We start from the raw sequence: 25,479 nt of genomic DNA, 5'->3' as shown, positions 1-25,479 counted from the left end.
ATGCTGGTACTCCCAGCACCTGCTTCGCCTGCTGACCTTCTGAAACTGTCGTACCCCTCCGGCACCATGTCCGCATGACCCGGACACAGGTGCGAGCGGGCCGCCGAGAGGAACTCGGCGGGTTCCTCAAGGCGTGCCGGGCGCGGATCGGCCCGGAGGAGGTCGGGCTCGCGCCCGGCCCGCGCCGTCGGCTCAGCGGGTTGCGCCGCGAGGAGGTGGCGCTGCTCGCCGGCGTCGGCGTCACCTGGTACACGTGGCTGGAGCAGGGGCGGCCGATCAACGCGAGCGCGCAGGTGCTCGACGCGGTGGCGCGCACGCTGCGGATGGACCACCCGGAGCGGGAGCACCTGTACCGGCTGGCGGAGCTGACCCCGTCGCGGCTGCCGCCGTCGGCGGAGGTGGTGCCGGACGCGGTGCGCGAGGTGCTGCGCGCACTGGATCCGGTGCCCGCCACGGTGGTCAACGGCCGGTTCGACGTGCTGGCGTCGAACGCGGCGCAGGAGGAGCTGTTCTGGGAGTGGCACAGCATGCCGTGCCTGCACAAGAACCTGCTGTGGTGCTGCGTGACCGAGCCGAACGCACGGGCGTTCCTGCTCAACTACGACGAGGAGGTGCCGCACATGGTCGCGCGGATGCGGGCCGAGTACGGCAGGCACGTGGGTGATCCGGGCTGGGAAGAGGACATCCGGCGGCTGTCGGCGCTGAGTCCCGAGTTCGCCGAGCTGTGGGAGCGGCACGAGGTGGCCGAACCGCGGGCGCGGCTGCGGCGGCTGCACCACCCGCGGGCGGGGCGGATGACCTTCCGGCTGACCGAGCTGGCGGTGTCGGAGGTGCCAGGACTGCGGGTCCAGGTGTCCACTCCGGACGATGCCGCCACCTGGGCGTTGCTGCCCGCGACGCGGAGGTCGTCATGACGTCACTCGACCTGAGCAGCCGGGCGCTGACCGAGTTCCCGGTGTTGCCGCCCGGTCTCACCCGGCTGGACCTCTACGCGAACGAGCTCTCGTCGGTGCCCGCTTCGCTGTGGGAGCACACCGGGCTGCAGGTGCTCAACCTCGCGGTGAACCGGCTTTCTTCGCTGCCACCGGGCATCTCGGCGCTGAAGTCGGTGCACACGCTCGATCTGGCGCACAACCGGTTCGGCTCGCTGCCGGACGAGCTGGGTGAGCTGGCCGGGCTCACCGAGTACCTGTACGTCAGCGACAACCGGCTGACGGCGTTCCCGTCCGCGTGGTGCCGCCTGGGTGCCCTGAAGTACCTGGGGTGCACGGACAACCGGCTCACCGCGTTGCCGGCTGATCTGTCCGGGTTCTCTTCGCTGCGAGAACTCCGGTTGTACCGCAACGCGTTGACGGCGCTGCCGGAGTCGATCGGCACGCTCGGTACGTTGCGGGAGCTGCACCTGCGGGGCAACCGGTTGACGGCGCTGCCGGAGTCGATCGGGTCGCTGAGCGAGCTGCGTCAGCTCGACCTGCGGGAGAACCTGCTGGTCTCCCTTCCTCCCTCGCTCGCCCGGCTGTCCAAACTGGACAAGCTGGATCTGCGGTGGAACAAGCACTTCCGGGAGCCGGCGTGGCTGCGCGACTTCGAGGAGGCGGGGTGCATGGTCCTTCGCTGACAACTCAACAGAGGATGGTCGGGCGCGGGCCGTAGGTCGCCGTGTGCGAGGTCCGGCGGACTTCGGCACCACTCGCGACGTCGTAGAGCACGCGGGTGTCGGTGACGCTGAAGCCGGGCGTGCCGATCGACGGCTGGCACGGGCTGCCGGTGCTGCCGCCGCCGAACTGGACCGATGGCGGGTCGCCGGGCGTCTGGGCGCCGGTCTGGCCCTCGACGCGGTAGTGGCGGGTGCCCCAGATGCGGACCGTCACGGAGTCGCCGGAGACCGTGGCCTGGATGGCGATCCCGGTCGGCGAGTCGTTGGTCAGCTTGAGCTCGACGGGGCTGCCGTCGGCGTTGACGGCCTTGGCGTCGCGGCCGGCGGGGTAGCGGTCGAGGTAGTGGTCGTGCTCGAGGTGGCCACCGTCGGTCAGGCCGGCGAGGTAGCCCGCGTTGTACAAAGTGGACGCGAGCTGCGAGACGCCACCGCCGACGACGATCGCGCCGGTGCCGTCTTCGTCGGCCGGGGCGGGCACGTAGCCGTTGCCGGCGGTGCGCGGGCCGGAGCGAGCGCCGAGGCTGAACGTCTCGCCGGGCTTGACGATCGTGCCGGACACGCGGGCGGCGAGCGTCCGGTTGTTCGTCGCGGCCGGGCCGGCCAGGCCGCCGGTGGTGAACTCGCCGACGACCTCCTTGATGCCGAGCGCGCCGGCGGCATCGGTGGTCACGCCGGGCTTCGACGCGCTGTAGACGACGGGCAGGTCCCGGCCGCCGGTCTTCTTGAGCACGTCGATGAGCGGCAGGAAGGTCTTCTCCCAGTTGATCTTCCGGGCGTCCTCGGAGGGGTCGACGGCCGGTTGGTCGCCGGTGAAGACGATCTGGGCGTCCTTGCCGTCGGTCTCGGTGCTCGCGAGCCCGTCCTTCAGGGCGGCCTGCAGCTTGCCCTGGTCGATGCGGACCTCGACGGCCCCGCCCTCGACCGCGGCGAACTGGAACGACGACGCGATCGTGGCGGGCGTGAGCGGAACGTCCTTGCCCTGCCCGTGCACGACGACCGGCTTCGCGACGGCGGGCACGACGATCTGCTGGAAGGCGGCCTGCACGCCGGCCGCGGTCGCCTTCACGGGCGTGATCGCCATGCCGAGCTTGACCCCACCGGGGTCGAGCCAGTGGTCGGTGACGGCGTGCACGGCGCCGGCGAGGTCGGTCAGCTGCTGGCCCTGCCGCGGCAGGATCGGATATGGGGTGACACCGCCGCCGCTGCCCTCGACCGCCATGAACCCGACCGAGCCTTCGGTGGCCGGGTGGTCGAGCCTGCGCTCGGCGAGTTCGCGCACGGCCTGGCCGATCTGGTTCGGATCGGTCTGGGTCGCGACGCCGACCTCGCGGCTGCTGAAGAAGGACATGACCCGCGTGATCGGGCTCAGCGGCTGGTGCCCGGCGAGCCCGAGGGTGTTCGGCCAGTCGAGCCCGAGCCCGGACCGCGAAGGCACGAGCTCGGCCTGGACATCACCCCCGTGGACGACGACGGGCCGGATCAGCCGAGGCTCGAGTTCCCGGCGCAGCTTGGCTTCCGCTTCGGCATGGGTCAGGCCGCCGACATCGATCCCGGCGACGGTCACGCCCCGCGGCACATCGCCGGCGCTGGAGATGAGGTCGATGGCGTAGAGGATGACGAAGAGCCCGAGCGCGATCCCGATGGACATCATGGTGCGGGCCAGGCCGGTCCGGAGCTTCCGCGCGGGAGTGTCCGGGGCCGGGGGCGGAGCGGGGGTTTCGAGGAGTTCGCCGAGCAGGTCGTCGGCGAAGAGATCGGTGGTGCCGGCGGACTCAGCGGCAGGGTCGATCGCCGCGGGCGGACCGGCCACCGCGAGTTCGGGTTCGGCCACGGCAGGGGACTCGGCCACAGCAGGTGGCTCCGCGGGCTCAGGCTCGACGGGCACCGCCGCGACTGGCGACTCGGCAAGCGCAAGCTCGGCGGGCTCCGGCTCCACAGCGAGTTCAGCCGCAGCGGACGACTCCGCGGCCGCGAGCTCGGCGGGCTCCACAGCGGACTCGTCTTCCGCAGGCCACTCCGGGGTCACGAGTTCGAGCTCCCGCACCTCGGCACGCTCGCGCGCCTCGTCGTCTGCCACGCCCCCGCCCTAGAGGTAAAGCCCCGTCCCGTGCTCGGTGCGCTCGGTCGCCACCGCGTGGATGTCGCGCTCGCGCATCACCAGGTGCCCTTCGCCGCGGATCTCGACCTCGAGCTGGTCCTCCGGGTTGAAGAGCACGCGGTCGCCCGTCTTGACGTTCCGCACACTATTGCCGACGCCCAGTACATCACCCCAGGCGAGCCGGCGCGCGACCTGCGCCGTCGCCGGGATCACGATGCCGCCGCTGCTGCGGCGCTCGCCCTCGTCCGGGGAAAGCCGCACGAGTACGCGGTCGTGCAGCATCTGGATCTCGAGTTTCGCCCCGTCAGACACGGTTCGCATGCTACTCGGCGGGTTCACCCGCCATGACCAGGCTCAGCTCGCGCGCCCCGTCCGCCCGCAGCCGCACCGGCACGCCCCAGTCCTGCCGGGTGATCCGGCAGGCGGGGTGTTCACCGCCGTCGTCGCAGCTCGCGGCCTGCGCGACCACCTGCAGCACGCCCTCGGTGACCCCCTCGGCGAGCCGGATCTTGCGCGTCAGATCGGTGCCGGTGCCGACACCGTCGGCCAGCAACGCGGGCGGCGACGCGCTGATCTCCAGGCGCGTCGACGGGCCGAAGCGGTCGTCGAGCTTCTCGCCCGGCGGCGCCGTGAAGACCACCGAAAAGTCGATCTCGCCCGGGGCGAGCACGGTCGGCGGCCGGCGGACCGCGTGGGCGTCCCCCGCGACGAGCGTCGGCTCGCTCGCGGGCAGCGAGCCGATCCGGTTTCCGGCCGACTCGACGACCAGCAGCTCGCCTTCGTGCAGCAGCAGGCCCTGCGGCTCCGAAAGCCCGGTGGCGATCGTGGTCACTTGGCGCGTGAAGACGTCGAAGCGGCGTACGGCGCCGTTATAGGTGTCGGCGATCGCGATCTTGTCGCCGGGCAGCACGGCGAGGCCGAGCGGGTGCTGCAGCAGCGCCTGGTCGGCCGGGCCGTCGGTGTGGCCGAAGGAGAAGAGGTCGACGCCGATCGCCGTGTGCACGGTGAACGACTCGCCTTCGGGCTCGATCCAGCGCAGCGCCGACGTCTCCGCGTCGGCGAGCCACAGCTTGTCGCCGTCCGCGGCGAGGCCCGACGTCTGCGCGAAGAACGCTTCGCTCACGTCGCCGTCTCGGAGGCCTTCGACGGTCGTGCCCGCGAAGCGGCGGATGGTGCCGGAAACCGGGTCGAACACGCTCAGCGTGTGGTTGCCCGCCATCGCGACGACGATCCCGCCGGCCGGGCCGTACCAGGCGACGTCCCACGGGCTCGTGAGGTCGACCTCGACGCCCTTGCCGGAGTCCGGTCCGGTGCGCCACTGCGCGCCGGTGCCGGCGACCGTGGTCACCTCGCCGGTGATCAGGTCGAGGCCACGCAGCCGGTGACCGGCCGTGTCGGCGACGACGGCGTGGTACCCGGCGCGCTCGGCGACGTCGTAGGGCAGCAGCGCGATGCCCGACGGCTCGGTGAAGGTCGCGACGTCGAACGGCCCGTCCTGGCCACCGCGCTCTCCGCTGCCGAAACGCCGGATGACCGTCTCGCCGTCCGACGCGAACTCGACGACGGAGTGGTGCCCGGTGTCCGCGACGAGGACACGACCCTCGGCCGTGGCGACGGCCTTGCTCGGGAATCGCAGCTCGCCGGCCTGCTCCTCGACCGGGACGTACGGGCTGCCGCCGCGGCGAAGCGTCCCCTTCGCTTCGTGCTTCGCGACGAGGTCCGCGATGACGCGGCGAAGCGCCTCCGCGTGCCCTTCGCCCGCGGCGACGTGCACGACGTACCCCTCGGGGTCGACGACCGCCAGCGTCGGCCACGCGCGCACCGCGTACTGCGACCACAGCTCCATCTTCGGGTCGTTGACCACCGGGTGGTGCACCTCGTAGCGCCGGACCGCGGCTTCGATCGACGCGCGCTCGCCCTCGTGCAGGAACTTGGGCGAGTGGACGCCGATCGTGACGAGCACGTCCGCGAACTCGGCCTCGAGCGGCCGCAGCTCGTCGAGCACGTGGAGGCAGTTGATGCAGCCGCTGGTCCAGAAGTCCAGCAGGACGATGCGTCCGCGCAGCTCGGCGAGGGTCAGCGGGCGGCCGCCGGTGTTCAGCCAGACGTCGCCGCGCAGCTCGGGGGCGCGCACGCGGGCCTGCGGTCGGGGTGAAGTCACGGCAAGAGTGAACTACAACTGTTCACGCTCTGTTCCGGAGTTCAGCCGATGAGATAACAAACTCACCCCATGGGGGTCCCCCGCCACAACGGCGGAAAAGGACGCGCGGCGGGGTGAGCCGCCGCTTAGGCTCGGGACATGACCCCCGTCCAGCCGGCCGGCGCCCTCACCTTCGAGGAGGCACGGCACCTGCAGGAGAACCTCCGGGAACCGGTGCGTCCCGGGCTGACCGGACCCGAGCTCGACGACGTCGAGCGCCGGTTCGGGTTTCGCTTCGCCGCGGACCACCGCACGTTCCTGTCCGCCGGCGTCCCGATCGGCGACCGCTGGCCGGACTGGCGCTGCGGCAACGCCGAGCAGCTGCGCAAACGGCTGGCCTGGCCGGTCGACGGCGTGCTGTACGACGTCGAGCACAACGGCTTCTGGCTGCCGGAGTGGGGCACGCGCCCGGTCGGCCCGGAGGACGCGGTCCGCGAAGCCCGCGGGCGCCTGGCCGGCGTTCCCCAGCTGGTGCCGGTGTGCGGGCACCGGTACCTGCCGGGCTTCCCGGACGCGACGGGCTACCCGGTGCTGTCGGTGTACCAGACGGACATCATCGTGTACGGCTGTGACCTGCGGGATTACCTGAACCGCGAGTTCTCGACCGGCGGCATCAGCACCGCCCCGCCGGACGGCCCGAGGTACATCGACTTCTGGTCCCGCTTCATCGACTAACCGTCTCTGCGCCTTTATCGGGTTTTCGCTAGAGAGCCGGATAAGCCGCGAGACGTCAGTTCTCCCGCCGCAGCATCCGGCTGACCCCCGCCGCGACCGTGGTCGCCAGGATCCACCCCGAAGCCGTGAAGCCCGCCGCCACCCAGTTGTCCGTGCCGTGCATGTACCAGCGCGACTTGTTGCCGAAGTCCACGATCGGGACCAGCAGGTCCGCCGTGTAGATCACCGGGTTCCACTGCAGCCCCGTGTCCTGCTGGTTCACCACGCACCGCGGGCCGTTGGCGATGATCTGGTGCGTCTCGTCCGTCTTCCAGGTGATGCAGTCGTCCGTGCCCAGGCCGAACCACAGGCTGCCCAGCACCAGCAGCGTCAGCAGCCAGCCGAGGGCGCGGACCGGGCGGTAGCCGTAGCCGACCATCGACCGCTGCAGCCAGCTCCACAGCCGCACCCCCGGCCCGAAGAACTTGAAGCCGCCGGCCAGCGCCTCGTAGCGGAACTGCTGCTTGCGCAGCGCCACCGTCGACGCGTGCTCTTCGTTTCCCGCCGCTCGGAGCATGTGCGCGAGCTGGTCGTACGGGCCCGGCCGGTAGCCGCGCATGGCCTTGCTCAGCAGCTCGATGCGGTGGTCCAGCGCCTGGTCGTCGGCGAGCGGGATGCTCTTGCCCAGGGCGTCGTAGCGAAAGTCCTCCAGCTCGATGCCACCGGACGCGGCCCAAAACGCCTCGTTGTCGGTCAGCGTTCCGCAGTGCGCGCGGCGCAGCACCACCCGGCCGGTCGGCGGGAGGTTCGGCGTCAGCGTGAACTCGTCCGCCGCGACGTCGCCCGCGTCGAGCGCCACCAGGAACGGGGACAGCGACCCCAGCTCGGACCCGCGCAGATCCACCCTGCGGGCGACCTGGGCGCCGTCGAGGTTGACGCCGCCCTCCGCGACGAACGGGCGGCCGTTGTTGTCCCGCAGCGTCAGGTCGCGGCCGATCCGGCCGGTGCGGACGTCGAGCGAGAAACTGCTGGTCGAGCGCAGGCCCGGCTCCGTCAACCGCGTGCCGGCCAGGTTGATGGAGCCGCCGACCTCGACGCCCTGCAGTCGCAGCGTGCCGTGGATCGCCGCGTCCGTGAGCTGGAAGTTGCCCGCGATCTTCGACCGGCGCGCGGAGAACACGTCCCGGCCCGGGTGGCGGAACATCGAGTTCCAGGCCAGGAAGTTGCCGCCGACGGTGACGTCGGCCAGTCGCAGCTGCCCGGTCGGCACGCGCAGGCTCGTGGCCTCGATGTCGCCGCCGATTTCGGTGCCGTCCAGGTGCAGCGCGCGGTCGTAGTACGGCTGCGACTTGCCGCGCTCGACCCGGATCTCGGCGCCGGCCAGCCGCAGCGAGCCGCCGATCCGGGCGTTGACCATGCGCAGCGTGCCCAGCGCCTGCAAGCCGTCCGACAGCTCGACGTTCCCGTCGACGCGCATCCGGTCGGCGACCAGCGCCGGGCGCGGGTCGATGTACGGGTCGTTGGACTTCCACGCGTCGATGGCGATCGGCCCCTGCTGGGACACCGTCAGCTTGGCCTCGCGCAGCACGATGTCGCTGTCCACGGTGGCGCTCGGCAGGTACATGATCCCGGTGGCGGAGAAGCGTTTCCGCTGGCTGGCCGGCCCGTAGTTGTCCACCTCGCAGAGCAGGCTGCCGCCGATGTGCAGGCCGTTGCCGTTGAGCGCGAAGCCGTCCGGGTTGTTCAGCGTGGCGCCGGAGAAGTTGACGTTACCGCCGGTCCGCAGGCCCGGGAGCCGGACTTCGCCGTTCGCGACCATCCGGTAGGCGAGCAGCGCGCCGTTCAGCACGAGCCGGTCGGCGTGGATCGCCTTGCCGTGCGGGTGGGCGATCACCGTGCGGGTCAGCACCAGTGACCCCTCGATCACGGCGTCGGTCAGGTTGACCGCGGCGTTCGGCATCCCGCGTTCGCGGTCGTCCCCGCGCTGGACGGTGGTCTCCTCGATCTCGCGGTCGGCGCCGTCGACCTGCACGACGCTGCGGATCAGCCGGACGTCGTTGCGGCTGCGCAGGTTGCGGGCCTTGAGCCCGGGCAGCCAGCACTTGCGGAAGACCAGGCCGAGCAGGTGCGCCTCGCGCACGTCCGGCGGCTGCTCGAAGCGGCAGCGCTCGAACCGGAAGAGGTACTTGAGGTCCGCGGCGCGCAGGTCGAGCGTGCCGGTGATGTAGGCGTCCTCGACGTAGACGATCGGCGCGTTGGTGGCCTGCCGCCGCCAGCGCAGCAGCCCGCCGTTGCCGGGTTTGAGCAGGTCGGAGGCCTTGACCTCGTAGCGGCGGTCGGGGATGCCCGCGAACGGGTCGAGAGGAGGCAGCGTGTTTTCGGTCGTCACGAGCCGCCCCCCTCCCTCACCCTCCTTCAAAGTAACGAAAGCGAACGATATTCGCAGGCGTTTCGCGGGCCCACGGCCGAATTCACCTCAGGCGTTCGGGTTCAGCACCCGGGCCAGGAACGACTTGGTCCGGTCCTCGCGCGGGCTCCCGATGACCTGGTCGGGCGGGCCCTCTTCGACGACGACGCCGCCGTCCATGAACAGGACCTTGTCCGCCACCTCACGCGCGAACTGCATCTCGTGGGTGACGACGACCATGGTCATGCCGTCCTTGGCGAGCTGCTTCATCACGCCCAGCACGTCCCCGACGAGCTCCGGGTCCAGCGCGGACGTCGGCTCGTCGAACAGCATCAGCTTCGGCTGCATCGCCAGCGCCCGGGCGATCGCGACGCGCTGCTGCTGCCCGCCGGACAGCTGCGCGGGGTAGTTCTTCGCCTTGTCCGAGAGGCCGACGCGGTCCAGCAGCTCCAGCGCACGCTCCCGCACCTGGGCCTTCGGCTCGCGCCGGACCTGGACCGGCGCCTCCATGATGTTTTCGAGCGCGGTCATGTGCGGGAAGAGGTTGAAGCGCTGGAACACCATGCCGATGTCCTTGCGCTGGAACGCGACCTCGTTCTCGCGCAGCTCGTGCAGCTTGTCGCCGCGCTGGCGGTAGCCGACGAGCACGCCGTCGACGTAGAGCCGGCCGGCGTCGATCTTTTCGAGGTGGTTGATGCAGCGCAGCAGCGTCGACTTGCCCGAGCCGGACGGCCCGATCAGGCAGAGCACCTCCCGCTCGTGCACCTCGAGGTCGATGCCCTTGAGGACGTCGACGCTGCCGAAGCTCTTGTAGATCTTCTGAGCGGACACCACGGGGGTCATGTGACGTTCCCTCCACCCCGGCTGAACAACCTCGTCGCCCAGCCTTGCCGCTGGACCACGCCCTGCGAGGTACCCCGGGCGAAGTACTTCTCGATCTGGATTTGGATGGCGGTCAGGATCGACGTCATGAACAGGTACCAGATCACCGCGGTGAGCAGCAGCGGGATCGTCTTGAAGTTCTGCGCGTAGATGGTCTGGACCGCCACCATCAGCTCGTAGTAGCCGATCGCGACCACCAGTGACGTGGTCTTCAGCATCGCGATCGTCTCGTTGCCGGTGGGCGGCACGATCACCCGCATCGCCTGCGGCAGCACGATGCGCCGCAACGTGGTCGTCCGCTTCATGCCGAGCGCGGACGCCGCCTCCAGCTGACCGCTGTCGATCGACTGGATTCCACCGCGCACGATCTCCGCCATGTACGCGGCCTCGTTCAGCCCGAGGCCGAGCAGCGACGCCGTGAACTGGTTGATCAGGTCGTTCGTGCCCCACGAAACGAACTCGGGCCCGAACGGGATCCCGAGACCGAGCCGCGGGTAGGCGAACGCGAGGAAGTTCCAGAACACCAGCTGCGTGATCAGCGGGGTGCCGCGGAACAACCAGATGTAGACGCCGGCGGCGCCCTTGGTCAGCGGGTTCGGCGACAGCCGCATCACCGCCAGCAGGACCCCGCCCACGATGCCGATCAGCATCGAGATCACGGTCAGGATCAGGGTGTTCTGGAGACCGCGCAGCACGCGGTCGTTGAACATGTAGTCCCAGACGACGGGCCAGGCGAAGTTGTCGTTCGTGACGATGCTGCGAACGACGATGAAGGCGATGAAGAGGACGACCACCCCGGCCACCCAGCGCCCGTAGTGGCGCACCGGGACGGCCTTGATGGGTTTGGTGTCGACGGCCACCCGCTCATCGGGAGGCGCGTCGGAAGAACTGGACACTGGCTAAGCCCTCTCTAGCCGGCTCAGGACGCCGCCGGGTTGAGTTCCGACTTGGTGACCGCGCCGGCCCCGGACAGACCCCACTTGTCGAGGATCTTCTTGTAGGTGCCGTCGTCGATCAGGGCCTGGACCGCCGACTGGACCGCCTTGCCGTAGTCGCCGCTGTCCTTCTTCAGGATGATGCCGTAGGGCGCCGTGTCGTACGGCTCGCCGACGACCTCCAGCTGCCCGTTCGTCTGCTTGACCGCGTAGTCGACGACCGGGGAGTCGGCCAGCTCGCCCTGCACCCGCTTCGCGGTGAGCGCGAGGTTCACGTCGGTCTGGGCCTGCAGCTGGGTGACTTCGATCGCCGGCTTGCCCGCCGAGGTGCACTTCTGCGACCGGGTCTGCAGGTCGTCGACCTGCGTGGTGCCCTTCTGCACGCCCATCTTCTTGCCGCACAGGTCGTCGACGTTCAGCTTGTCGGGGTTGCCCTTCAGCACGCCGAGCGACGTCCCCGCCTTGTAGTAGCTGACCATGTCGACGATCTGGAGCCGTTCGGCGTTGACGCTGAACGACGACATCGCGAGCTCGTACTTGCCGGCCTGGATGCCCGGGATGATCCCGTCGAAGGCGGCGTTCTGGAACTCCATCTTCAGGCCGAGCTTCTGCCCGATCGCGGTGCCCAGGTCCACGTCGAAACCGGTGACCTTGCCGCTCTCGTCCTGGAACTCGTTCGGCGGGTAGCTCTGGTCCTGGCCGACCAGGATCTTGCCGTCCGTCTTGACCGCGTCCGGCACCATGGCCGCCAGCTTGTCGTCCTTGGCGACCGCGCCCAAGTCACCGCCGGCGCCCGGGGCGGCGGCTGAGCTGCTGGGCTTGACGTCGCCCGCGCCACTCCCTCCCGCCCCGCACGCCACGGTCAAGCCGACCAGGGCGAACGCAGGCAGCAGGGCGATCGCCTTGAGCTGGGTTCCTCGGGCCACGTCGTCACTCCTCGTAGTTCTCAGTTCGTGAGAGCACGCATATTGCCACTCATCCATACCAAAGCACAGCACTGTCGAGTTACAGCGACGTTTCGCACCCACCCCACCAGTGTCAGAGTGTCGCGCGCGGGTGCGCACGTGGGTGAGGATGTCGTTCATGAACGCGACCCCGCCTCGGCTGCCCCCGTCCGGTCGGCGCGCGAGGAAGGCGACGACCCGGCGGATCACCCGGCCGGGGGCCCGGTTCGACGGCTACCTCTCCCCGGACCGGCCGCACGCCGGCGCCTACGACGAGATGTTCGCCGCCGACGGCACGGTCCGCGGTCCGTACCGCGCGCTGTACGAGTCGATCGCGGCGCTCGACGCCCACGACCTCAACTCGCGGTCGCTCGCGCTGGACCGGGCGATGGTCGACCAGGGCATCACGTTCTCCCTGTCCGGACAGGAGCGGCCGTTCCCGCTGGACCTGGTGCCGCGGGTGATCCAGGCGGCCGAGTGGGCGAAGATCGAGCGCGGCGTCGCCCAGCGCGTCCGCGCGCTCGAGGCGTTCCTCGCCGACATCTACGGCGACCGCCAGATCCTGCGCGAGGGCGTGCTGCCGCGGCGGCTGATCACCTCGTGCGAGCACTTCCAGCGGGAGGCGTTCGGCATCAACCCGCCGAACGGCGTGCGCATCCACGTGTCCGGAGTGGACCTGGTGCGCGACGAGGAGGGCACGTTCCGGGTGCTGGAGGACAACCTCCGCAACCCGTCCGGGGTGTCGTACGTGATGGAGAACCGGCGGACGATGGCGCGGGTCTTCCCGGACCTGTTCGCCCAGCACCGCGTCCGGCCGGTCGGGGACTACGCGTCCCACCTGCTCCGGGCGCTGCGCGCGGCGGCCGCGGCGAACGTCGCCGACCCGATGGTCGTCGTGCTCACGCCCGGTGTCCACAACTCGGCGTACTTCGAGCACTCGCTGCTGGCCCGGCTGATGGGCGTCGAGCTGGTCGAAGGCCGCGACATGTTCTGCCGCGACAACGTCGTCTACCTGCGGACGACCGAGGGCGAGCGCCAGGTCGACGTCATCTACCGGCGCATCGACGACGAGTTCCTCGATCCGGTGCACTACCGGCCGGACTCGGTGCTCGGCATCGCCGGCGTCCTCAACGCGGCGCGCGCGGGCAACGTCGTCGTCGCGAACGCGGTCGGCAACGGCGTCGGCGACGACAAGCTCGTCTACACCTACGTGCCCGAGATGGTGAAGTACTACCTGAACGAGAAGCCGCTGCTGCCCAATGTGGACACGTTCCGGTGCTGGCTGCCGGACGAGTTCGACCACGTCATGGCGCACCTCGACGAGCTGGTCGTCAAGCCGGTCGAGGGCTCCGGCGGCTACGGGATCGTCTTCGGGCCCGAGGCGACCGCGGCGGAGCTGGCGACCCTGCGGCGGAAGGTGCGCGCGAACCGGCGCGGCTGGATCGCGCAGCCGGTGGTCCAGCTCTCGACCGTGCCGGCCAAGGTCGAGGACCGGCTGGCGCCGCGGCACGTCGACCTGCGGCCGTTCGCCGTCAACGACGGCAAGGACATCTTCGTCCTGCCCGGCGGGTTGACGCGGGTGGCGCTGCCGGAGGGCAGCCTGGTCGTCAACTCGTCGCAGGGCGGTGGCTCGAAGGACACGTGGGTGCTGACGTCCCGGGCGTCGACCGCCGAGCGCGAGCTCGAACAGCCCGCCCTCGGCGCGATGTCCACTGTGGACGGCCTGGTCGCCGAGCAGGGACCCGAGCTGACCTCGTCCCAGCAGCAGCAACAGCAACAGAGCTAGGGGGCCCGGATGCTGGCACGCAACGCGGAGTCGCTCTACTGGATCGGCCGGTACGTCGAACGCGCCGACGACACCTCCCGGATCCTCAACGTCTCGGTCCACCAGCTGCTGGAGGACGCGACGGTCGACCCGGACCACGCGAGCCGTCAGCTGCTGGCCGTCCTGGGCATCGACACCCCCGACGGGGACGCCCTCGACGTCTGGAAGCTGACCGAGCTGGTGGCGTACGCGAAGGACAACCCGGCGTCGATCGTCGGCTCGATCAACTCGGCACGCGAGAACACGCGGGGCGCGCGCGAAGTCGTCCCGACCGAGCTGTGGGAATGCCTGAACGCGACGTGGAACGCGGTGCCGGACCGCCAGCGCTACGCCCGGCGCGCGGGGCCGCACGCGTTCCTGTCGTTCATCGAGGAACGCGCGGCGATGTTCGCCGGGCTCGCCGACTCGACGATGAGCCGGGACGACGGCTGGCTGTTCATGGTCCTCGGCCGCTCGATCGAACGCGCCGACATGGTGGTCCGGCTGCTGCTGTCGCGGGTCGCGGACCGCGCGTCGTCGCCGGGGTGGATCACGGTGCTGCGCTCGGCCGGCGCACAGGACACCTATCTGCGGACGTACCGCGGTGCGCTGGACGCCGGACGCGTCGTGCAGTTCCTGTTGCGGGACACGCTGTTCCCGCGCTCGGTGTTCCACGCGCTGCGCCAGGCGGAGGACTGCCTGCAGCGGCTCGACCCGGGCGGCGGCGCGCGCACGAACGAGAAGTCCGAGGCGCTGCGTGAGCTCGGCCGGGCCCGCAGCGAGCTGGAGTTCCTGCGCCCGGCGGACCTGCTGACCGACCTGCCGCGCCGGCTCGGCGCGCTGCAGACGTCGATCAAGGAGATCGGCGAAGCGGTTTCGTTGCAGTACTTCAGCACGTCACCGTGGGTGGCGTGGAGCGGCGCGGAGGTTTCGCTGTGACGTGGCAGCTGCGGGTGGCGCACCGGACGGGGTACCGGTACGCGACGCCGGCGACCCAGTCGTACAACGAGGCGCGGCTCACCCCGCGTTCGGACCGCCGCCAGACGACGGTCGCGACGCGCATCGAAACGACGCCGGCGACCCGCGCCTACCGGTACACGGACTACTGGGGCACGGTCGTCACCTCGTTCGACCTGCACGCGCCGCACACGGAGTTCACCGTGCTGGCGACGTCGGTGGTCGAGACGGCGGACGAAGCCGAGCCGATCCGCACGGCGTCGTGGAAGGACCTCCGCAGCGACACGGTCGTCGACCACCGCACGGAGTACCTGACCCCGACCGACTACACCCCGCGCGACGCCGCCTTGGCGCGCGAGGCCCGTGCGCTGCGGACCGGCCTCGACCCGGCCGAGTCGGTGCTGGCGGTCTGCGAGTGGGTGAACAAGCAGCTGAAGTACCAGCCCGGCACGACCGGCGTCCACTCGACCGCGACGGACGCGTGGCAGGCGCGCGAAGGCGTCTGCCAGGACTTCGCGCACGTGACACTGGTGATGCTGCGCGCGATCGGCGTCCCGGCCCGGTACGTGTCGGGGTACCTGCACACGAAGCCGGACGGGAAGCTCGGCGAGGTGGTGGAGGGCGAGTCGCACGCCTGGGTCGACGTCTGGACCGGCGGGTGGTGGGCGTACGACCCGACGAACGCGATCCCGGTCGGGCCCCGGCACGTGTGGGTGGCGATGGGCCGCGACTACGCCGACGTGGCGCCGTTGAAGGGGATCTTCACGGGTGGCGGGCAGTCCACTTTGGACGTCTCGGTCCACCTGACCCGGCTGGCTTAGCTCTCACAGCAAGAAGGTGCCGCCCGCCGCTTCGGCGACGTCCGCGCCGAGGGCCGACGCCGGAGTGTGCGCGCCGGGCTTGCCCTCGCCGTGGGCGAGCCGGGCCGCGACCTCGGCCACGACCGCCGTCGTGAAGTCCATGCCCTCGCCGGCGCGGAGCCAGCCTTCGCGCGTCGTGCCGTCGGGCCACGTGACGACGGCGTGGCCCCAGGAGTGCGCGCGGGGTCGCGGGGTCGCCTTCCCCTTCACCCCGGCCAGCCGCCGGACCGCGAACCGGCGCATCGCCGGGAGGGACAACACCCGGCCGAGCAGGGGCAGCACCGCCCGGCCCACGGGCGAAACGGGCGCGAGACCGGACGTCAGCGTGACCGACGGCGCGCCGCTCGCCCGTTGAGCCGCCACCAGCTCACCCGAGGGCACGCTCGCCGACTTCGCCGTCTCGCCGTCCGGGAACGTGAGCGTCTGCGCGTTCGCGCCGAGCCGCGAGGGGACCAAGCGGCCGCCCCGGTACTCGCGGCCGCCGGTGGTCAGTGCGTCGACGATGCTGGCGGCCAGCGCGCCCCCCAAGGCACCCGCTTCCATGGCCACCGACGCGACCGCGTCGACGTGCACCGAACTCGGCGTCGGGCGTCCTTCGCAGAGCTTCGCGACGACGGCTTCCGTGGCCAGGACGCCGAACCCGGCGCCGGTGACGAAGGTGCTGCCACCCGCCAGGGCCTCTTCGTGCAGGTCGAGCAGCTGCGGGACGGCGACCAGGTCCGCGGCCAGGTCGACGTAGTGGCCGCCGGGCAGGCAGGCCCGCGCGATCGTCCCGGCCGTGGCGGCGTACTCGCCGATGGTGTTGACGACGACGGCCGGGCGCTGCCGCCGGATCTCCGCGGCGATGGCCTCGGCCCCGTCGGCGACGACGTACTTCGAGCCGCTCGCCGCCAGCCGTTCGCGGTTGCGCCCGACCAGCACGACCGGCAGTCCGCGCGCGGCCAGCTCGGCGGTGATGCCCCGGCCGGTCCGGCCCAGTGCCCCGAGTACCCAGATCTCCATGTCGACCTCCAGTGACGTCTCAGTGTGTCATCACTGAGGCTAGCATGTGACGACACAGTGAGACATCGCTTGTAGGCTGGGACGGTGGCCAGATGGGATCCCGGGACCGCGGACCGGCTGCGGAAAGCCGCGCTGGAGCTGTTCGCCGAGCACGGGTACGACGCCGTCACCGTGACGCAGATCGCCGAGCGCGCCGGGATCACCCGCCGCTCGTACTTCCGCTACTTCCCCGACAAGCGCGAAGTCCTCTTCGCCGGCTCGGAGCAAATGCCGCCCGCGGTCGCCGAAGCCGTCCTGGCCGCCGAAGAGGCGGAGTCGCCGCTTCGCACGGCCCTCGGCGGGCTCGTCGAGGTCGGCACGCAGGTCACGCGGCTCATCGACCCGTCGCCGGAACGCCGGGCCGTGATCGCGTCGAGCGCCGAACTCCGCGAACGCGAGCGGAGCAAGGGCGCGGCGATCACGGCCGCGATCCGGGACTCCCTCGAGCGCCGGGGAACACCGCCCGAGCTGGCGAAACCGGCGGCGCAGGCCGCGGCGATCATCCTCGGCGACGCCTTCGACCGCTGGATCGACTCGGACGGCGACCAGGAGTTCCCGGCATACCTCGACGCGGCCGCCTCAGCGTTCCGGGAGGCCTGCCGCTAGCCGCACTTTCCCTACGAAAGTGACGTGGAGGAGTGGCCTCCGGATCACTTTCGTAGGGAAAGTGGCGCTTTGGTCAGCCGCGGGCGTGGGCGTCCAGGATGTGGGCGACGGCCTCGGTGACCCGCTGCGCGTAGTCCAGGTGCAGCCACTCGTCCGGCACGTGGATGTTCGAGTCGGCCCCGCACGCGCCGGTGACCAGGAACTGCGCCTCCGGGTACTTGCGCGAGAGCAGGCCCATGAACGGGATCGACCCGCCCATACCGGTCGCGCGGTGCGGCCGGCCGAAGACCTCCTCGCTGACCGTGCGCAGGGCGTTCGTCAGCCACGGCGACTCGGTCGGCGCGTTCCAGCCGTCCTCCGCCTGCGGGTTGTGGCCGAAGGTGACCTTCGCGCCGTACGGGACGTCGGTGGTCAGAGCCTGCTTCACGGCTTCGAGCCCCTTCGCGGCGTCGGCCGTCGGCGGGAGGCGGAAGCTCAGCGTCAACGTCGTGCTCTCGCGCAGGACGTTGCCGGCGTCGGCGGGCTTCGGGAAGCCGTCGGCGCCGATCACCGACAGCGTCGGGCGCCACGCGTTGTTGAGCATCAGCTCCAGCGCGTCTTCGGTGACCACGCGACCGCCCTCGACCAGTGGGAACGCCGTCGTCAACGCCTCGGGAAAGTCCTGCGAGACGGCCTTGAGCTCGGCCAGCCGGTCCGCCGGGACGTCGACCTTGAGCTCGTCGAGCAGCAGCTCGCCGGTCGCGCTGTCCTCGAGCCGCTCGATCAGCCGCCGCAGCACGCGGAACGAGCTGGCGACGACACCGCTCGCGATGCCCGAGTGCTGCGCCGAGTCCAGCAGCTGGACCGTGACGTCGAGGTGCAGCATCCCGCGCAGGCTCGTGACCAGCCACAACCGCTCGTAGTCGCTGCCACCGGCGTCGAGGCAGACCACCAGCGAGACCTCGCCGATCCGGTCGGCCAGGTGCTCGACGTACGCGGGCAGGTCGGGGCTGCCGGACTCCTCGCCGGTCTCCAGGAGCACCACGATCCGGGCGTGCTCGCCGCCGGCCGCGTGCACGGCCTGGATCGCCGCCGTCGCCGCGTAGCCGGAGTAGCCGTCGTCGACGGACCCGCGCCCGTACAGACGGCCGTCGCGGATCACCGGGGTCCACGGGCCGAGGCCCTCGGACCAGCCGCCGACCGGGGGCTGCTTGTCGAGGTGGCCGTACATCAGCACGGTGCCCTTGTCCGCCGCGCCCGGGGTCGCCGGGACGTCGACGAGCAGCAGGGGGGTGCGGCCTTCGAGCCGCACGACGTCCAGGGTCGCCCCGGGCAGGTCGCGCGCGGCGATCCACTCGCGGACGTGGTCGACGGCGGCGGCCAGGTGGCCGGTCGTCTCCCACTCGGCGTCGAAGGCCGGGGACAAGGCGGGGATGGCCACCAGCCCGGACAGGCTCGGGATGACGTCGTCGGTCCACGACGTCACGACGGATTCACGAACGGATTTCTGCTCCACGCCGCCATCGTGCCACGCACGTCCCACCGTGCGGCACGTCACAACGACGTCCCCCGAGCAGGTGATCACACGGGCGCACGACCGCGCGCTCGTGCGGCCACTCCAGGTGAGCGCGCGGACCGGCGCCCTACTCTCGTAGGTCCGATGCTCGGGCTTCCAAGCGTTTTCCCTGTTCAGGCCCCCTTTCTCAGCAACAAATCAGCAACCGCGTCTGACCAAAGCCCGGGCCTTCGTGCCAGGATGTCGGCGTGAACCGTCAACGCCGACGGTGACCGAGCGCTTCGGAGACCCGATGCGCTGGTCCCCGCCGGTGCAGTCGCTGTGGTCGCCACAAGCGGCCGCCAGAGGCACCGACACCGAGGAGCAACGCCCATGCCGTCCGAACAGTGGACGCACCCGGAGCCTGGAGACGGGCCGGCCGCCGTAGCGGCTCAGCCTTCCCCCGAGCAGGTGATCGCCGGATTGCGAGCGACCAGCGAAGGTGGCGCTGAGCTGACTCAGCTGCTCACCCCCGAAGGCGAGCGGGTCCCGTCGCCCCAGTTCGACAAGTACGTCGACGACATCGACGACGAAGCCCTGCGCCAGCTCTACCGCGACATGGTGCTCGTCCGCCGCGCGGACCGCGAGGCCAACGCGATGCAGCGCCAGGGCCAGCTCGGCATCTGGGTCCCGCTGCTCGGCCAGGAGGCCGCGCAGATCGGCTCCGGCCGCGCGCTCAAGAAGAACGACATGGCGTTCCCCAGCTACCGCGAGCACGGCGTCGCGTACGCGCGCGGGGTCGACATGAAGGACCTGCTGGGCATCTTCCGGTGCACCGACCACAGTGGCTGGGACTACCAGGGCACGGGCTTCCACCCGTACACCATCGTGATCGGTAACCAGGTGCTCAACGCCGCCGGCTACGCGATGGGGCAGAAGTTCGAGGGCAAGGTCGGGGACGACGACGGCGAAGCCACGATCTGCTACTTCGGCGACGGCGCGACGTCGCAGGGCGACGTCCACGAAGGGTTCGTCTGGGCCGCCGTCTACGACGCGCCGCTCGTGTTCTTCTGCCAGAACAACCAGTGGGCGATCTCCGAGCCGACCGAGCGCCAGTCGCGCCTGCCGCTCTACCAGCGCGCCCGCGGCTACGGCTTCCCCGGCATCCGCGTCGACGGCAACGACGTCCTGGCCTGCCTCGCGGTGTCCCGCTGGGCGCTCGACGAGTGCCGCCACGGCAACGGCCCGGTGCTGATCGAGGCGTTCACCTACCGGATGGACGCGCACACGACGACCGACGACCCGTCCCGCTACCGGCTCTCCGACGAGCTCGAAGAGTGGAAGCTCAAGGACCCGATCGAGCGCGTCCGGGCGTTCCTGGCCCGCAAGGGCGGCGCCGACCACACGTTCTTCGACAAGGTCCAGGAGGAGGCCGACGCCTTCGCCGCCGACCTGCGCGAGTACACGTTCAACATGCCGGAGCCGCCGCCGGACCGGATCTTCAGCAACGTCTACGCCGAGGGCAACCCGGTGCTGGACGCGCAGCGCGAAGAGTTCCTCTCCTACCTCGACGGCTTCGCATCGGCGGGTGAGCACTGATGACCGACCTCCAGAAACTCACCATCGGCAAGGCGATCAACCTCGGCCTGCGCCGCGCGATGGAGGAGGACCCCAAGGTCCTGATCATGGGCGAGGACGTCGGCAAGCTCGGCGGCGTCTTCCGGATCACCGACGGCCTGCAGAAGGACTTCGGCGAGCAGCGCGTGCTGGACACGCCGCTGGCGGAGTCCGGGATCATCGGCACCGCGGTCGGCCTGGCCGTGCGCGGGTTCCGGCCGGTCTGCGAGATCCAGTTCGAGGGCTTCATCTTCCCGGGCTTCGACCAGATCTCCTCGCAGCTGGCGAAGCTGCACTACCGGACGCAGGGCAAGGTCAAGATGCCCGTCGTGATCCGGGTGCCCTTCGGCGGCGGGATCGGCGCGGTCGAGCACCACTCGGAGTCGCCGGAGTCGCTGTTCGCGCACATCCCGGGCCTCAAGGTCGTGTCCATTTCGAACGCCGTCGACGCCTACTGGGGCATCCAGCAGGCGATCAAGTCGGACGACCCGATCCTGTTCTTCGAGCCGAAGCGGCTGTACCACTCGGGTGCGCTGCGCGCGGAGATCGACACCGACGGCACGCCGGCCCGGGTGTTCTCGTCGCAGGTCGTCCGCGAAGGCACGACGGCGACGGTCGTCGCGTACGGGCCTTCGGTGAAGGTCGCCCTCGACGCGGCCGCCGCGGCGGCCGACGAAGGCAAGTCGCTCGAGGTCATCGACCTGCGCACGCTCTCGCCGCTGGACCTCGCGCCGGTGTTCGAGTCGGTGCGCAAGACCGGCCGGCTGATCGCGCTGTCGGAGGCGCCGTCCGAGTCGTCGCTGACGTCGGAGATCGCCGCGCGCGTCCAGCAGGAGTGCTTCTACTCGCTGGAAGCGCCCGTCCTCCGGGTGACCGGGTTCGACACGCCGTACCCGCCGGCCAAGCTCGAGGAGCACTACCTCCCCGACCTGGACCGGGTGCTGCACGCCGTCGACCGCTCGCTCGCCTGGTAAGGGGGATCTCCGCGCAATGCCTACGTACAAACAGTTCCCCCTGGCCGACACGGCCGAGGGGCTGACCGAAGCCGACATCCTGTCCTGGCACGTGAAGCCGGGCGACACGGTGACGGTCAACCAGATCGTGGTCGAGATCGAGACCGCGAAGGCCGCCGTCGAGCTGCCGATCCCGTGGGCCGGGGTGGTCACGGAGCTGCACGTCGAGCCGGGGCAGACGGTGGAGGTCGGCACGCCGATCCTCACCATCGACGTCGACCCCGGTGGTGCGGCGGCGACTCCGGCACCGGTCGAAGAGCCGGCCGAGGAGGAGATGAAGCCGCTGGTCGGCTACGGCTCCAAGACGGTGGTCACGCAGCGGCGAGCGCGAAAGGGTGCGGAACCCGCCCCTGCTCCTGCTCCGGTTACCGCTGTCGCCGCTCCCGCTCCTGCTCCTGCTGCTCCTCGCGGCGGGTACGTCCCGCTCGCGAAGCCGCCGGTGCGGAAGCTGGCGAAGGACCTTGGTGTCGACCTGCACGCACTGACCGGTAGCGCCGACGGTGGCGTGATCACCCGGGACGACGTCGAGCGTGCAGCCAACGGCACCCCGGTCGTCGAGTCCGTTGTGGACAGCGGGTCCCGTGAGCGGCGCGTGCCGATCAAGGGCGTCCGCAAGATGACCGCGGCCGCGATGGTGCAGAGCGCGTACACGGCTCCGCACGTCACGGAGTTCCTGACCATCGACGTCACGCCGATGATGGAGTTCCGCGAGAAGCTGAAGAAGTCGCGGGAGTTCGCCGGGGTGAAGGTCACGCCGCTGACGTTCGCGGCCAAGGCCGTCTGCCTGGCGGCGAAGCGCACCCCGGACATCAACGCGGTGTGGGACGAAGCGGCGCAGGAGATCGTCTACAAGGACTACGTGCACCTCGGGATCGCGGCGGCCACCCCGCGCGGCCTGATCGTGCCGAAGGTCCGCGACGCCGACTCGCTGTCGCTGAAGGAGCTGGCGCAGGCGCTCACGACGTTGACCGACGTCGCCCGTGAGGGCAAGACGTCCCCGGCGGACATGGCGAACGGCACGATCACGATCACGAACGTGGGCGTGTTCGGCGTCGACACGGGCACGCCGATCATCAACCCGGGAGAGTCCGCGATCCTGTGCCTCGGCGCGATCAAGGACCAGCCGTGGGTGGTGGACGGCGAGATCAAGGTCCGCAAGGTGCTCCAGCTGTCGCTGAGCTTCGACCACCGCGTGGTCGACGGCCAGCAGGGTTCGGAGTTCCTGGCCGACGTCGGCGCCCTGCTGGCCGACCCGGCGATGGCGATGACGTACTGAGTTTCCGAAGTTCCGTGAAGGCCTCCTTACCGGCTCTCTTGGCCGGTAAGGAGGCCTTCACGGCTTTCGCCCTCGGCATACTCGCTTGACGGAGTGAGTACTCACTCCGCACACTGGTCGCATGACACCAGCACCCGAAACCCGGCGGAGAGCGCCGGGCATGAGCGTCGAAGCCCGGCGCGCCATGATCGTGCACGCGGTGCTGCCGCTCCTGATCGAGCACGGCGCCGGCGTGACGACCAGCCAGATCGCCCGCGCCGCCGGCATCGGCGAGGGCACCATCTTCCGCGCGTTCAAGGACAAGGACGAGCTGTTCGACGCGTGCACCGCCGAGGCGCTGCGCCCCGACCACGTGCTCGACGCGATCGCCGAAATCCCGATCGACCAACCCCTCGAAGACCGGCTCGTCGAGGCCGCCGACGCGCTCGGCGCGCACCTCGAGCGGATGGGCGCGCTGATGGGCGCGCTGCACGCGTCCGGCCGGCACAAGCAGCGCGACCCCGAGCAGCGGCTCAAGGACCGGCGCGGCACGTGGAAGGGCGGCCGCAGCGAGTCGATGGCCGCCATGCGCGGCGCGATCACCGAGCTGTTCGAGCCCGACAAGGACCGCCTGCGGCTGACGCCCGAGCAGCTGGCCGCGCTGTTCCTGACCCTGCTGTTCGGCGGCCGCCGGATGGCGCCCCTCGACGACCCCGCCACCACGCGCCAGGTGGTCGACGTCTTCCTGCACGGCGCCGTGGAGGCCCGATGATCCCGGGCGGTGGGGGCGGCATGGAGTTCATGCTGGCTCGGCGGGGAAGACGGCGGCACGCCTCGACGGTCCCGGAAAGCGGGCTCACCGGACCGGTCGAAATCCCCGATCCCCAGCCGGAAGACCAGCCGAAGGACCTTCGCTCGCGGTTGAAGCGCGCGAAGACGTCCGTGGCGGGCACGGTCCGCGGCCTGCCGAAGGTCGTGAAGCTGACGTGGCAGGCCAGCCCGGTCCTGACGATCCTCCTGGCGCTGATCACGTTGCTGTCGGGCCTCCTGCCGACCGCGACCGCGTACATCGCGAAGCTGCTGCTCGACGCCGTCGTCGCGGCGATCCAGGGCAAGGGCACCACCGGCGACATCGTGAACGTCGCGCTGTTCCAGTTCGGCGTGCTCGCCGCGACCGCGATCAGCAGCGCGCTGACGTCGATCGCGCAGTCGCTGCTACAGGAACGCATGACGCTGACCATCCGCCACCAGGTGATGGCCCACGCCAGCGAGCTGCACCTCGCGTACTTCGAGGGCTCGACGTCGTACGACATGCTGCGCCAGGCGGCGCAGGAAGCGCCGACTCGGCCACTGTCGATGATGAACTCCGCGCTCGGGCTCGTCCGGACGCTCATCACGTTCGGCAGCATGATCGCACTGCTCGTCGCGATCAGCCCCCTGCTCGCGCTGGTCGCGTTGGTGGCGCCGATCCCGGCGTTCATCTCGCAGTCGAAGTACGGCTCGCGCGCGTTCTGGCTGACGTTCCTGATGTCGCCGATCAAGCGGCGGATGGACTACCTGTCCTCGCTGGTCACGACGGACACGTACGCCAAGGAGACGAAGCTGTTCGGGCTCGGCCCGTACTTCGTCGACCGGTTCCGCCGGCTCGGCCTGGTGTCGTACGAGCGGCAGCGGAAGCTGACGATCAACCGCAACCTCAGCTCGACGTCGTGGGGGCTGCTGAGCACGCTCGCGGGCTCGGCGATCGCGCTGTACATCGCACTGGAGGCCGTCGGCGGACGGCTGACGCTCGGCGACCTGGCGCTGTACACGGCCGCGGCGACGTCCGTGCAGACGTCGGTGTCCGGGCTGTTCACGGCGTTTTCGGGGATGTACGAGAACAATCTCTACCTCGACACGCTGTACCGCTTCCTGGACACGAAGCCGGAGATCACGGCGCCCGCGTCACCGCGGCCGTTCCCGTCCGAAGTGGACGGTCACATCACGTTCGACTCGGTGACGTTCGCCTACCCCGGCTCGGATGAGCCGGCTCTGGAGGACGTCAGCTTCGAGATCCGCCCCGGCGAGACGGTGGCGGTGGTCGGCCGGAACGGCGCGGGCAAATCGACGTTGTTCAAGCTGCTGTGCCGGCTGTACGACCCGACCGCCGGCCGGATCCTCCTGGACGACGTCGATATCCGCGAGTACGACCCGGACGAGCTGCGCAAGCGGATCAGCGCGATGTTCCAGGACTACGTGACGTACCAGGGAACGGCGGCGGAGAACATCGGCCTCGGCGACCTGACGCGGCTCGAGGATCGTCCGCACATCGAGGACTCGGCCCGCCGAGCGGGCGCGGACGAGCGCATCGAGCGGCTGCCCAGCGGCTACGACAGCCCGTTGGGGAGGTGGTTCGACCAGGGCGTTTCGTTGTCCGGCGGGGAGTGGCAGAAGATCGCGCTGGCGCGGGCGTTCCAACGCGAAGCACCGCTGTTGATCCTCGACGAGCCGACGTCGGCGCTGGACGCGCAGGCGGAGCACGACCTGTTCTCGCGGTTGCGCGAGCTGTCCGAGGGCCGGACGACGCTGTACATCTCGCACCGGTTCTCGACGGTGCGGCAGGCGGAGCGGATCCTGCTGCTGGACTACGGGAAGGTGGCGGAGTACGGCACGCACGAGGAGCTGATGGCGGCGAAGGCCGGGTACGCAGAGCTGTTCACCCTGCAGGCGCAGGCGTACCTGGACGAGATCCCGAGCTAAGACGTCAGGTAATGGCCGGGCAGCGAGGTGCCACCGCGCAGCTCGTTGTTCGGCCACGGGTGCGTCCGCGGGTTGTCCCCGGTGTCGGCGACGGTCACGGTGTCGAGCACGCAGTCCGCGACCCCGCCGAACCCGGCGACGACGGAGAGGGCGATTTCAGCAGGTCGAGCACCTGCGCGACGTCGAACTGCCCGGCGGCGGGCGAGTCCAGGTGCCCGGGGGAACACCGAATTCCGCCGACGCCCCGCCAGGGCCAGGACCAGGCACAACGCGATGAGAAGCCAGCGGAGCCAGTCGGGCACGAGGGGTGACACTAGCCGGTGCGTTCGGGGCGCG

22 protein-coding genes are annotated in these 25,479 nt (G+C 70.5%); 12 read left to right on the top strand and 10 right to left on the bottom strand.

What is annotated here, in order from left to right; genetic code table 11:
- Positions 1–74 precede the first annotated feature (74 nt).
- Together ACZ4TR_RS01950 and ACZ4TR_RS01945 are read left to right on the top strand one after the other, a co-directional pair.
- Positions 75–914 carry a helix-turn-helix transcriptional regulator gene (locus tag ACZ4TR_RS01950; protein ID WP_465285359.1) on the top strand — a complete coding sequence of 280 codons (840 nt, stop codon included), beginning with the start codon at positions 75–77 and terminating at the stop codon, positions 912–914.
- Entirely contained in the window at positions 911–1,618 is a 708-nt protein-coding gene (locus tag ACZ4TR_RS01945; protein WP_465285358.1) for a leucine-rich repeat domain-containing protein, read from the top strand. The genes ACZ4TR_RS01950 and ACZ4TR_RS01945 overlap by 4 nt, the downstream gene beginning before the upstream one ends.
- 4 nt (positions 1,619–1,622) lie before the next feature.
- Here the strand turns inward: ACZ4TR_RS01945 and ACZ4TR_RS01940 are convergent, their stop codons facing one another.
- From ACZ4TR_RS01940 to ACZ4TR_RS01930, 3 genes are all read right to left on the bottom strand, one after another.
- Positions 1,623–3,542 carry a VanW family protein gene (locus ACZ4TR_RS01940; RefSeq protein WP_465286266.1) on the bottom strand — a complete coding sequence of 640 codons (1,920 nt, stop codon included), beginning with the start codon at positions 3,540–3,542 and terminating at the stop codon, positions 1,623–1,625.
- Positions 3,543–3,743: 201 nt separating this feature from the next.
- Positions 3,744–4,076 carry a GroES family chaperonin gene (locus ACZ4TR_RS01935; protein ID WP_364510349.1) on the bottom strand — a complete coding sequence of 111 codons (333 nt, stop codon included), beginning with the start codon at positions 4,074–4,076 and terminating at the stop codon, positions 3,744–3,746.
- A gap of 1 nt (position 4,077) precedes the next feature.
- The gene (locus ACZ4TR_RS01930; protein WP_465286265.1) at positions 4,078–5,889 is read right to left on the bottom strand and encodes an NHL domain-containing thioredoxin family protein; all 1,812 of its coding nucleotides are present in this window, start codon (positions 5,887–5,889) and stop codon (positions 4,078–4,080) included.
- A 165-nt stretch (positions 5,890–6,054) separates the two neighbouring features.
- Between ACZ4TR_RS01930 and ACZ4TR_RS01925 the strand changes: the two genes are divergently transcribed.
- Positions 6,055–6,630 carry a hypothetical protein gene (locus ACZ4TR_RS01925; RefSeq protein ID WP_465285357.1) on the top strand — a complete coding sequence of 192 codons (576 nt, stop codon included), beginning with the start codon at positions 6,055–6,057 and terminating at the stop codon, positions 6,628–6,630.
- A gap of 55 nt (positions 6,631–6,685) precedes the next feature.
- On the opposite strand, the gene ACZ4TR_RS01920 is transcribed toward ACZ4TR_RS01925, so the two are convergent.
- From ACZ4TR_RS01920 to ACZ4TR_RS01905, 4 genes are all read right to left on the bottom strand, one after another.
- Complete coding sequence (locus ACZ4TR_RS01920) at positions 6,686–8,998, bottom strand: oxidoreductase (protein ID WP_465285356.1); 2,313 nt, start codon at positions 8,996–8,998, stop codon at positions 6,686–6,688.
- An 87-nt stretch (positions 8,999–9,085) separates the two neighbouring features.
- Positions 9,086–9,859 carry an amino acid ABC transporter ATP-binding protein gene (locus tag ACZ4TR_RS01915; RefSeq protein WP_465285355.1) on the bottom strand — a complete coding sequence of 258 codons (774 nt, stop codon included), beginning with the start codon at positions 9,857–9,859 and terminating at the stop codon, positions 9,086–9,088.
- Positions 9,856–10,758 (bottom strand): amino acid ABC transporter permease, encoded by a 903-nt coding sequence (locus tag ACZ4TR_RS01910; protein WP_465285354.1) that lies wholly within the window; start codon positions 10,756–10,758, stop codon positions 9,856–9,858. Before ACZ4TR_RS01910 ends, ACZ4TR_RS01915 begins: the two co-directional genes overlap by 4 nt.
- Before the next feature lie 59 nt (positions 10,759–10,817).
- Positions 10,818–11,759 (bottom strand): ABC transporter substrate-binding protein, encoded by a 942-nt coding sequence (locus ACZ4TR_RS01905; protein WP_465285353.1) that lies wholly within the window; start codon positions 11,757–11,759, stop codon positions 10,818–10,820.
- A gap of 148 nt (positions 11,760–11,907) precedes the next feature.
- On the opposite strand from ACZ4TR_RS01905, the gene ACZ4TR_RS01900 reads away from it, so the two are divergent.
- Genes ACZ4TR_RS01900 through ACZ4TR_RS01890 form a run of 3 tightly spaced genes read left to right on the top strand, consistent with a single transcriptional unit; the run spans position 11,908 to position 15,359 of the window.
- Positions 11,908–13,563: a circularly permuted type 2 ATP-grasp protein gene (locus tag ACZ4TR_RS01900; RefSeq protein WP_465285352.1), complete on the top strand. Its 1,656-nt coding sequence runs from the start codon at positions 11,908–11,910 to the stop codon at positions 13,561–13,563.
- A 9-nt stretch (positions 13,564–13,572) separates the two neighbouring features.
- Positions 13,573–14,520, top strand: a complete 948-nt coding sequence (locus tag ACZ4TR_RS01895; protein ID WP_465285351.1) for an alpha-E domain-containing protein — start codon at positions 13,573–13,575, stop codon at positions 14,518–14,520.
- Positions 14,517–15,359 (top strand): transglutaminase family protein, encoded by an 843-nt coding sequence (locus ACZ4TR_RS01890; RefSeq protein WP_465285350.1) that lies wholly within the window; start codon positions 14,517–14,519, stop codon positions 15,357–15,359. The genes ACZ4TR_RS01895 and ACZ4TR_RS01890 overlap by 4 nt, the downstream gene beginning before the upstream one ends.
- Positions 15,360–15,362: 3 nt before the next feature.
- On the opposite strand, the gene ACZ4TR_RS01885 is transcribed toward ACZ4TR_RS01890, so the two are convergent.
- A complete protein-coding gene (locus ACZ4TR_RS01885; protein WP_465285349.1) occupies positions 15,363–16,400 on the bottom strand; it encodes a saccharopine dehydrogenase family protein in 1,038 nt (345 codons plus the stop codon).
- Positions 16,401–16,484: 84 nt separating this feature from the next.
- Between ACZ4TR_RS01885 and ACZ4TR_RS01880 the strand changes: the two genes are divergently transcribed.
- Positions 16,485–17,045, top strand: coding sequence for a TetR/AcrR family transcriptional regulator (locus tag ACZ4TR_RS01880; RefSeq protein ID WP_465285348.1), 561 nt, complete (start codon positions 16,485–16,487; stop codon positions 17,043–17,045).
- 73 nt (positions 17,046–17,118) lie between these two features.
- On the opposite strand, the gene ACZ4TR_RS01875 is transcribed toward ACZ4TR_RS01880, so the two are convergent.
- Positions 17,119–18,540 (bottom strand): M20/M25/M40 family metallo-hydrolase, encoded by a 1,422-nt coding sequence (locus ACZ4TR_RS01875; RefSeq protein ID WP_465285347.1) that lies wholly within the window; start codon positions 18,538–18,540, stop codon positions 17,119–17,121.
- 372 nt (positions 18,541–18,912) lie between these two features.
- Here ACZ4TR_RS01875 and pdhA point away from each other — a divergent pair, with 372 nt between their 5' ends.
- The 5 genes from pdhA to ACZ4TR_RS01850 all read left to right on the top strand — a co-directional run bounded on the left by pdhA (position 18,913) and on the right by ACZ4TR_RS01850 (position 25,143).
- Positions 18,913–20,118 (top strand): pyruvate dehydrogenase (acetyl-transferring) E1 component subunit alpha, encoded by a 1,206-nt coding sequence (gene pdhA / locus ACZ4TR_RS01870; protein WP_364510317.1) that lies wholly within the window; start codon positions 18,913–18,915, stop codon positions 20,116–20,118.
- Positions 20,118–21,110: an alpha-ketoacid dehydrogenase subunit beta gene (locus ACZ4TR_RS01865; protein ID WP_465285346.1), complete on the top strand. Its 993-nt coding sequence runs from the start codon at positions 20,118–20,120 to the stop codon at positions 21,108–21,110. Before pdhA ends, ACZ4TR_RS01865 begins: the two co-directional genes overlap by 1 nt.
- Positions 21,111–21,126: 16 nt before the next feature.
- Entirely contained in the window at positions 21,127–22,425 is a 1,299-nt protein-coding gene (locus tag ACZ4TR_RS01860; protein WP_465285345.1) for a dihydrolipoamide acetyltransferase family protein, read from the top strand.
- Positions 22,426–22,585: 160 nt separating this feature from the next.
- Positions 22,586–23,176 carry a TetR/AcrR family transcriptional regulator gene (locus ACZ4TR_RS01855; protein WP_364510812.1) on the top strand — a complete coding sequence of 197 codons (591 nt, stop codon included), beginning with the start codon at positions 22,586–22,588 and terminating at the stop codon, positions 23,174–23,176.
- A 20-nt stretch (positions 23,177–23,196) separates the two neighbouring features.
- Positions 23,197–25,143 (top strand): ABC transporter ATP-binding protein, encoded by a 1,947-nt coding sequence (locus ACZ4TR_RS01850; protein ID WP_465286264.1) that lies wholly within the window; start codon positions 23,197–23,199, stop codon positions 25,141–25,143.
- Here the strand turns inward: ACZ4TR_RS01850 and ACZ4TR_RS01845 are convergent.
- On the bottom strand, positions 25,140–25,445 hold the full coding sequence (locus ACZ4TR_RS01845; RefSeq protein ID WP_465285344.1) for a hypothetical protein: 306 nt from the start codon (positions 25,443–25,445) through the stop codon (positions 25,140–25,142). The genes ACZ4TR_RS01850 and ACZ4TR_RS01845 overlap by 4 nt on opposite strands.
- Positions 25,446–25,479: the final 34 nt, after the last annotated feature.

This window comes from Amycolatopsis sp. NPDC028719 (genome assembly GCF_055565395.1).
The sequence above is the reverse complement of the archived record's forward strand: the minus strand, read 5'-3'. Positions and strand labels throughout refer to the sequence as shown.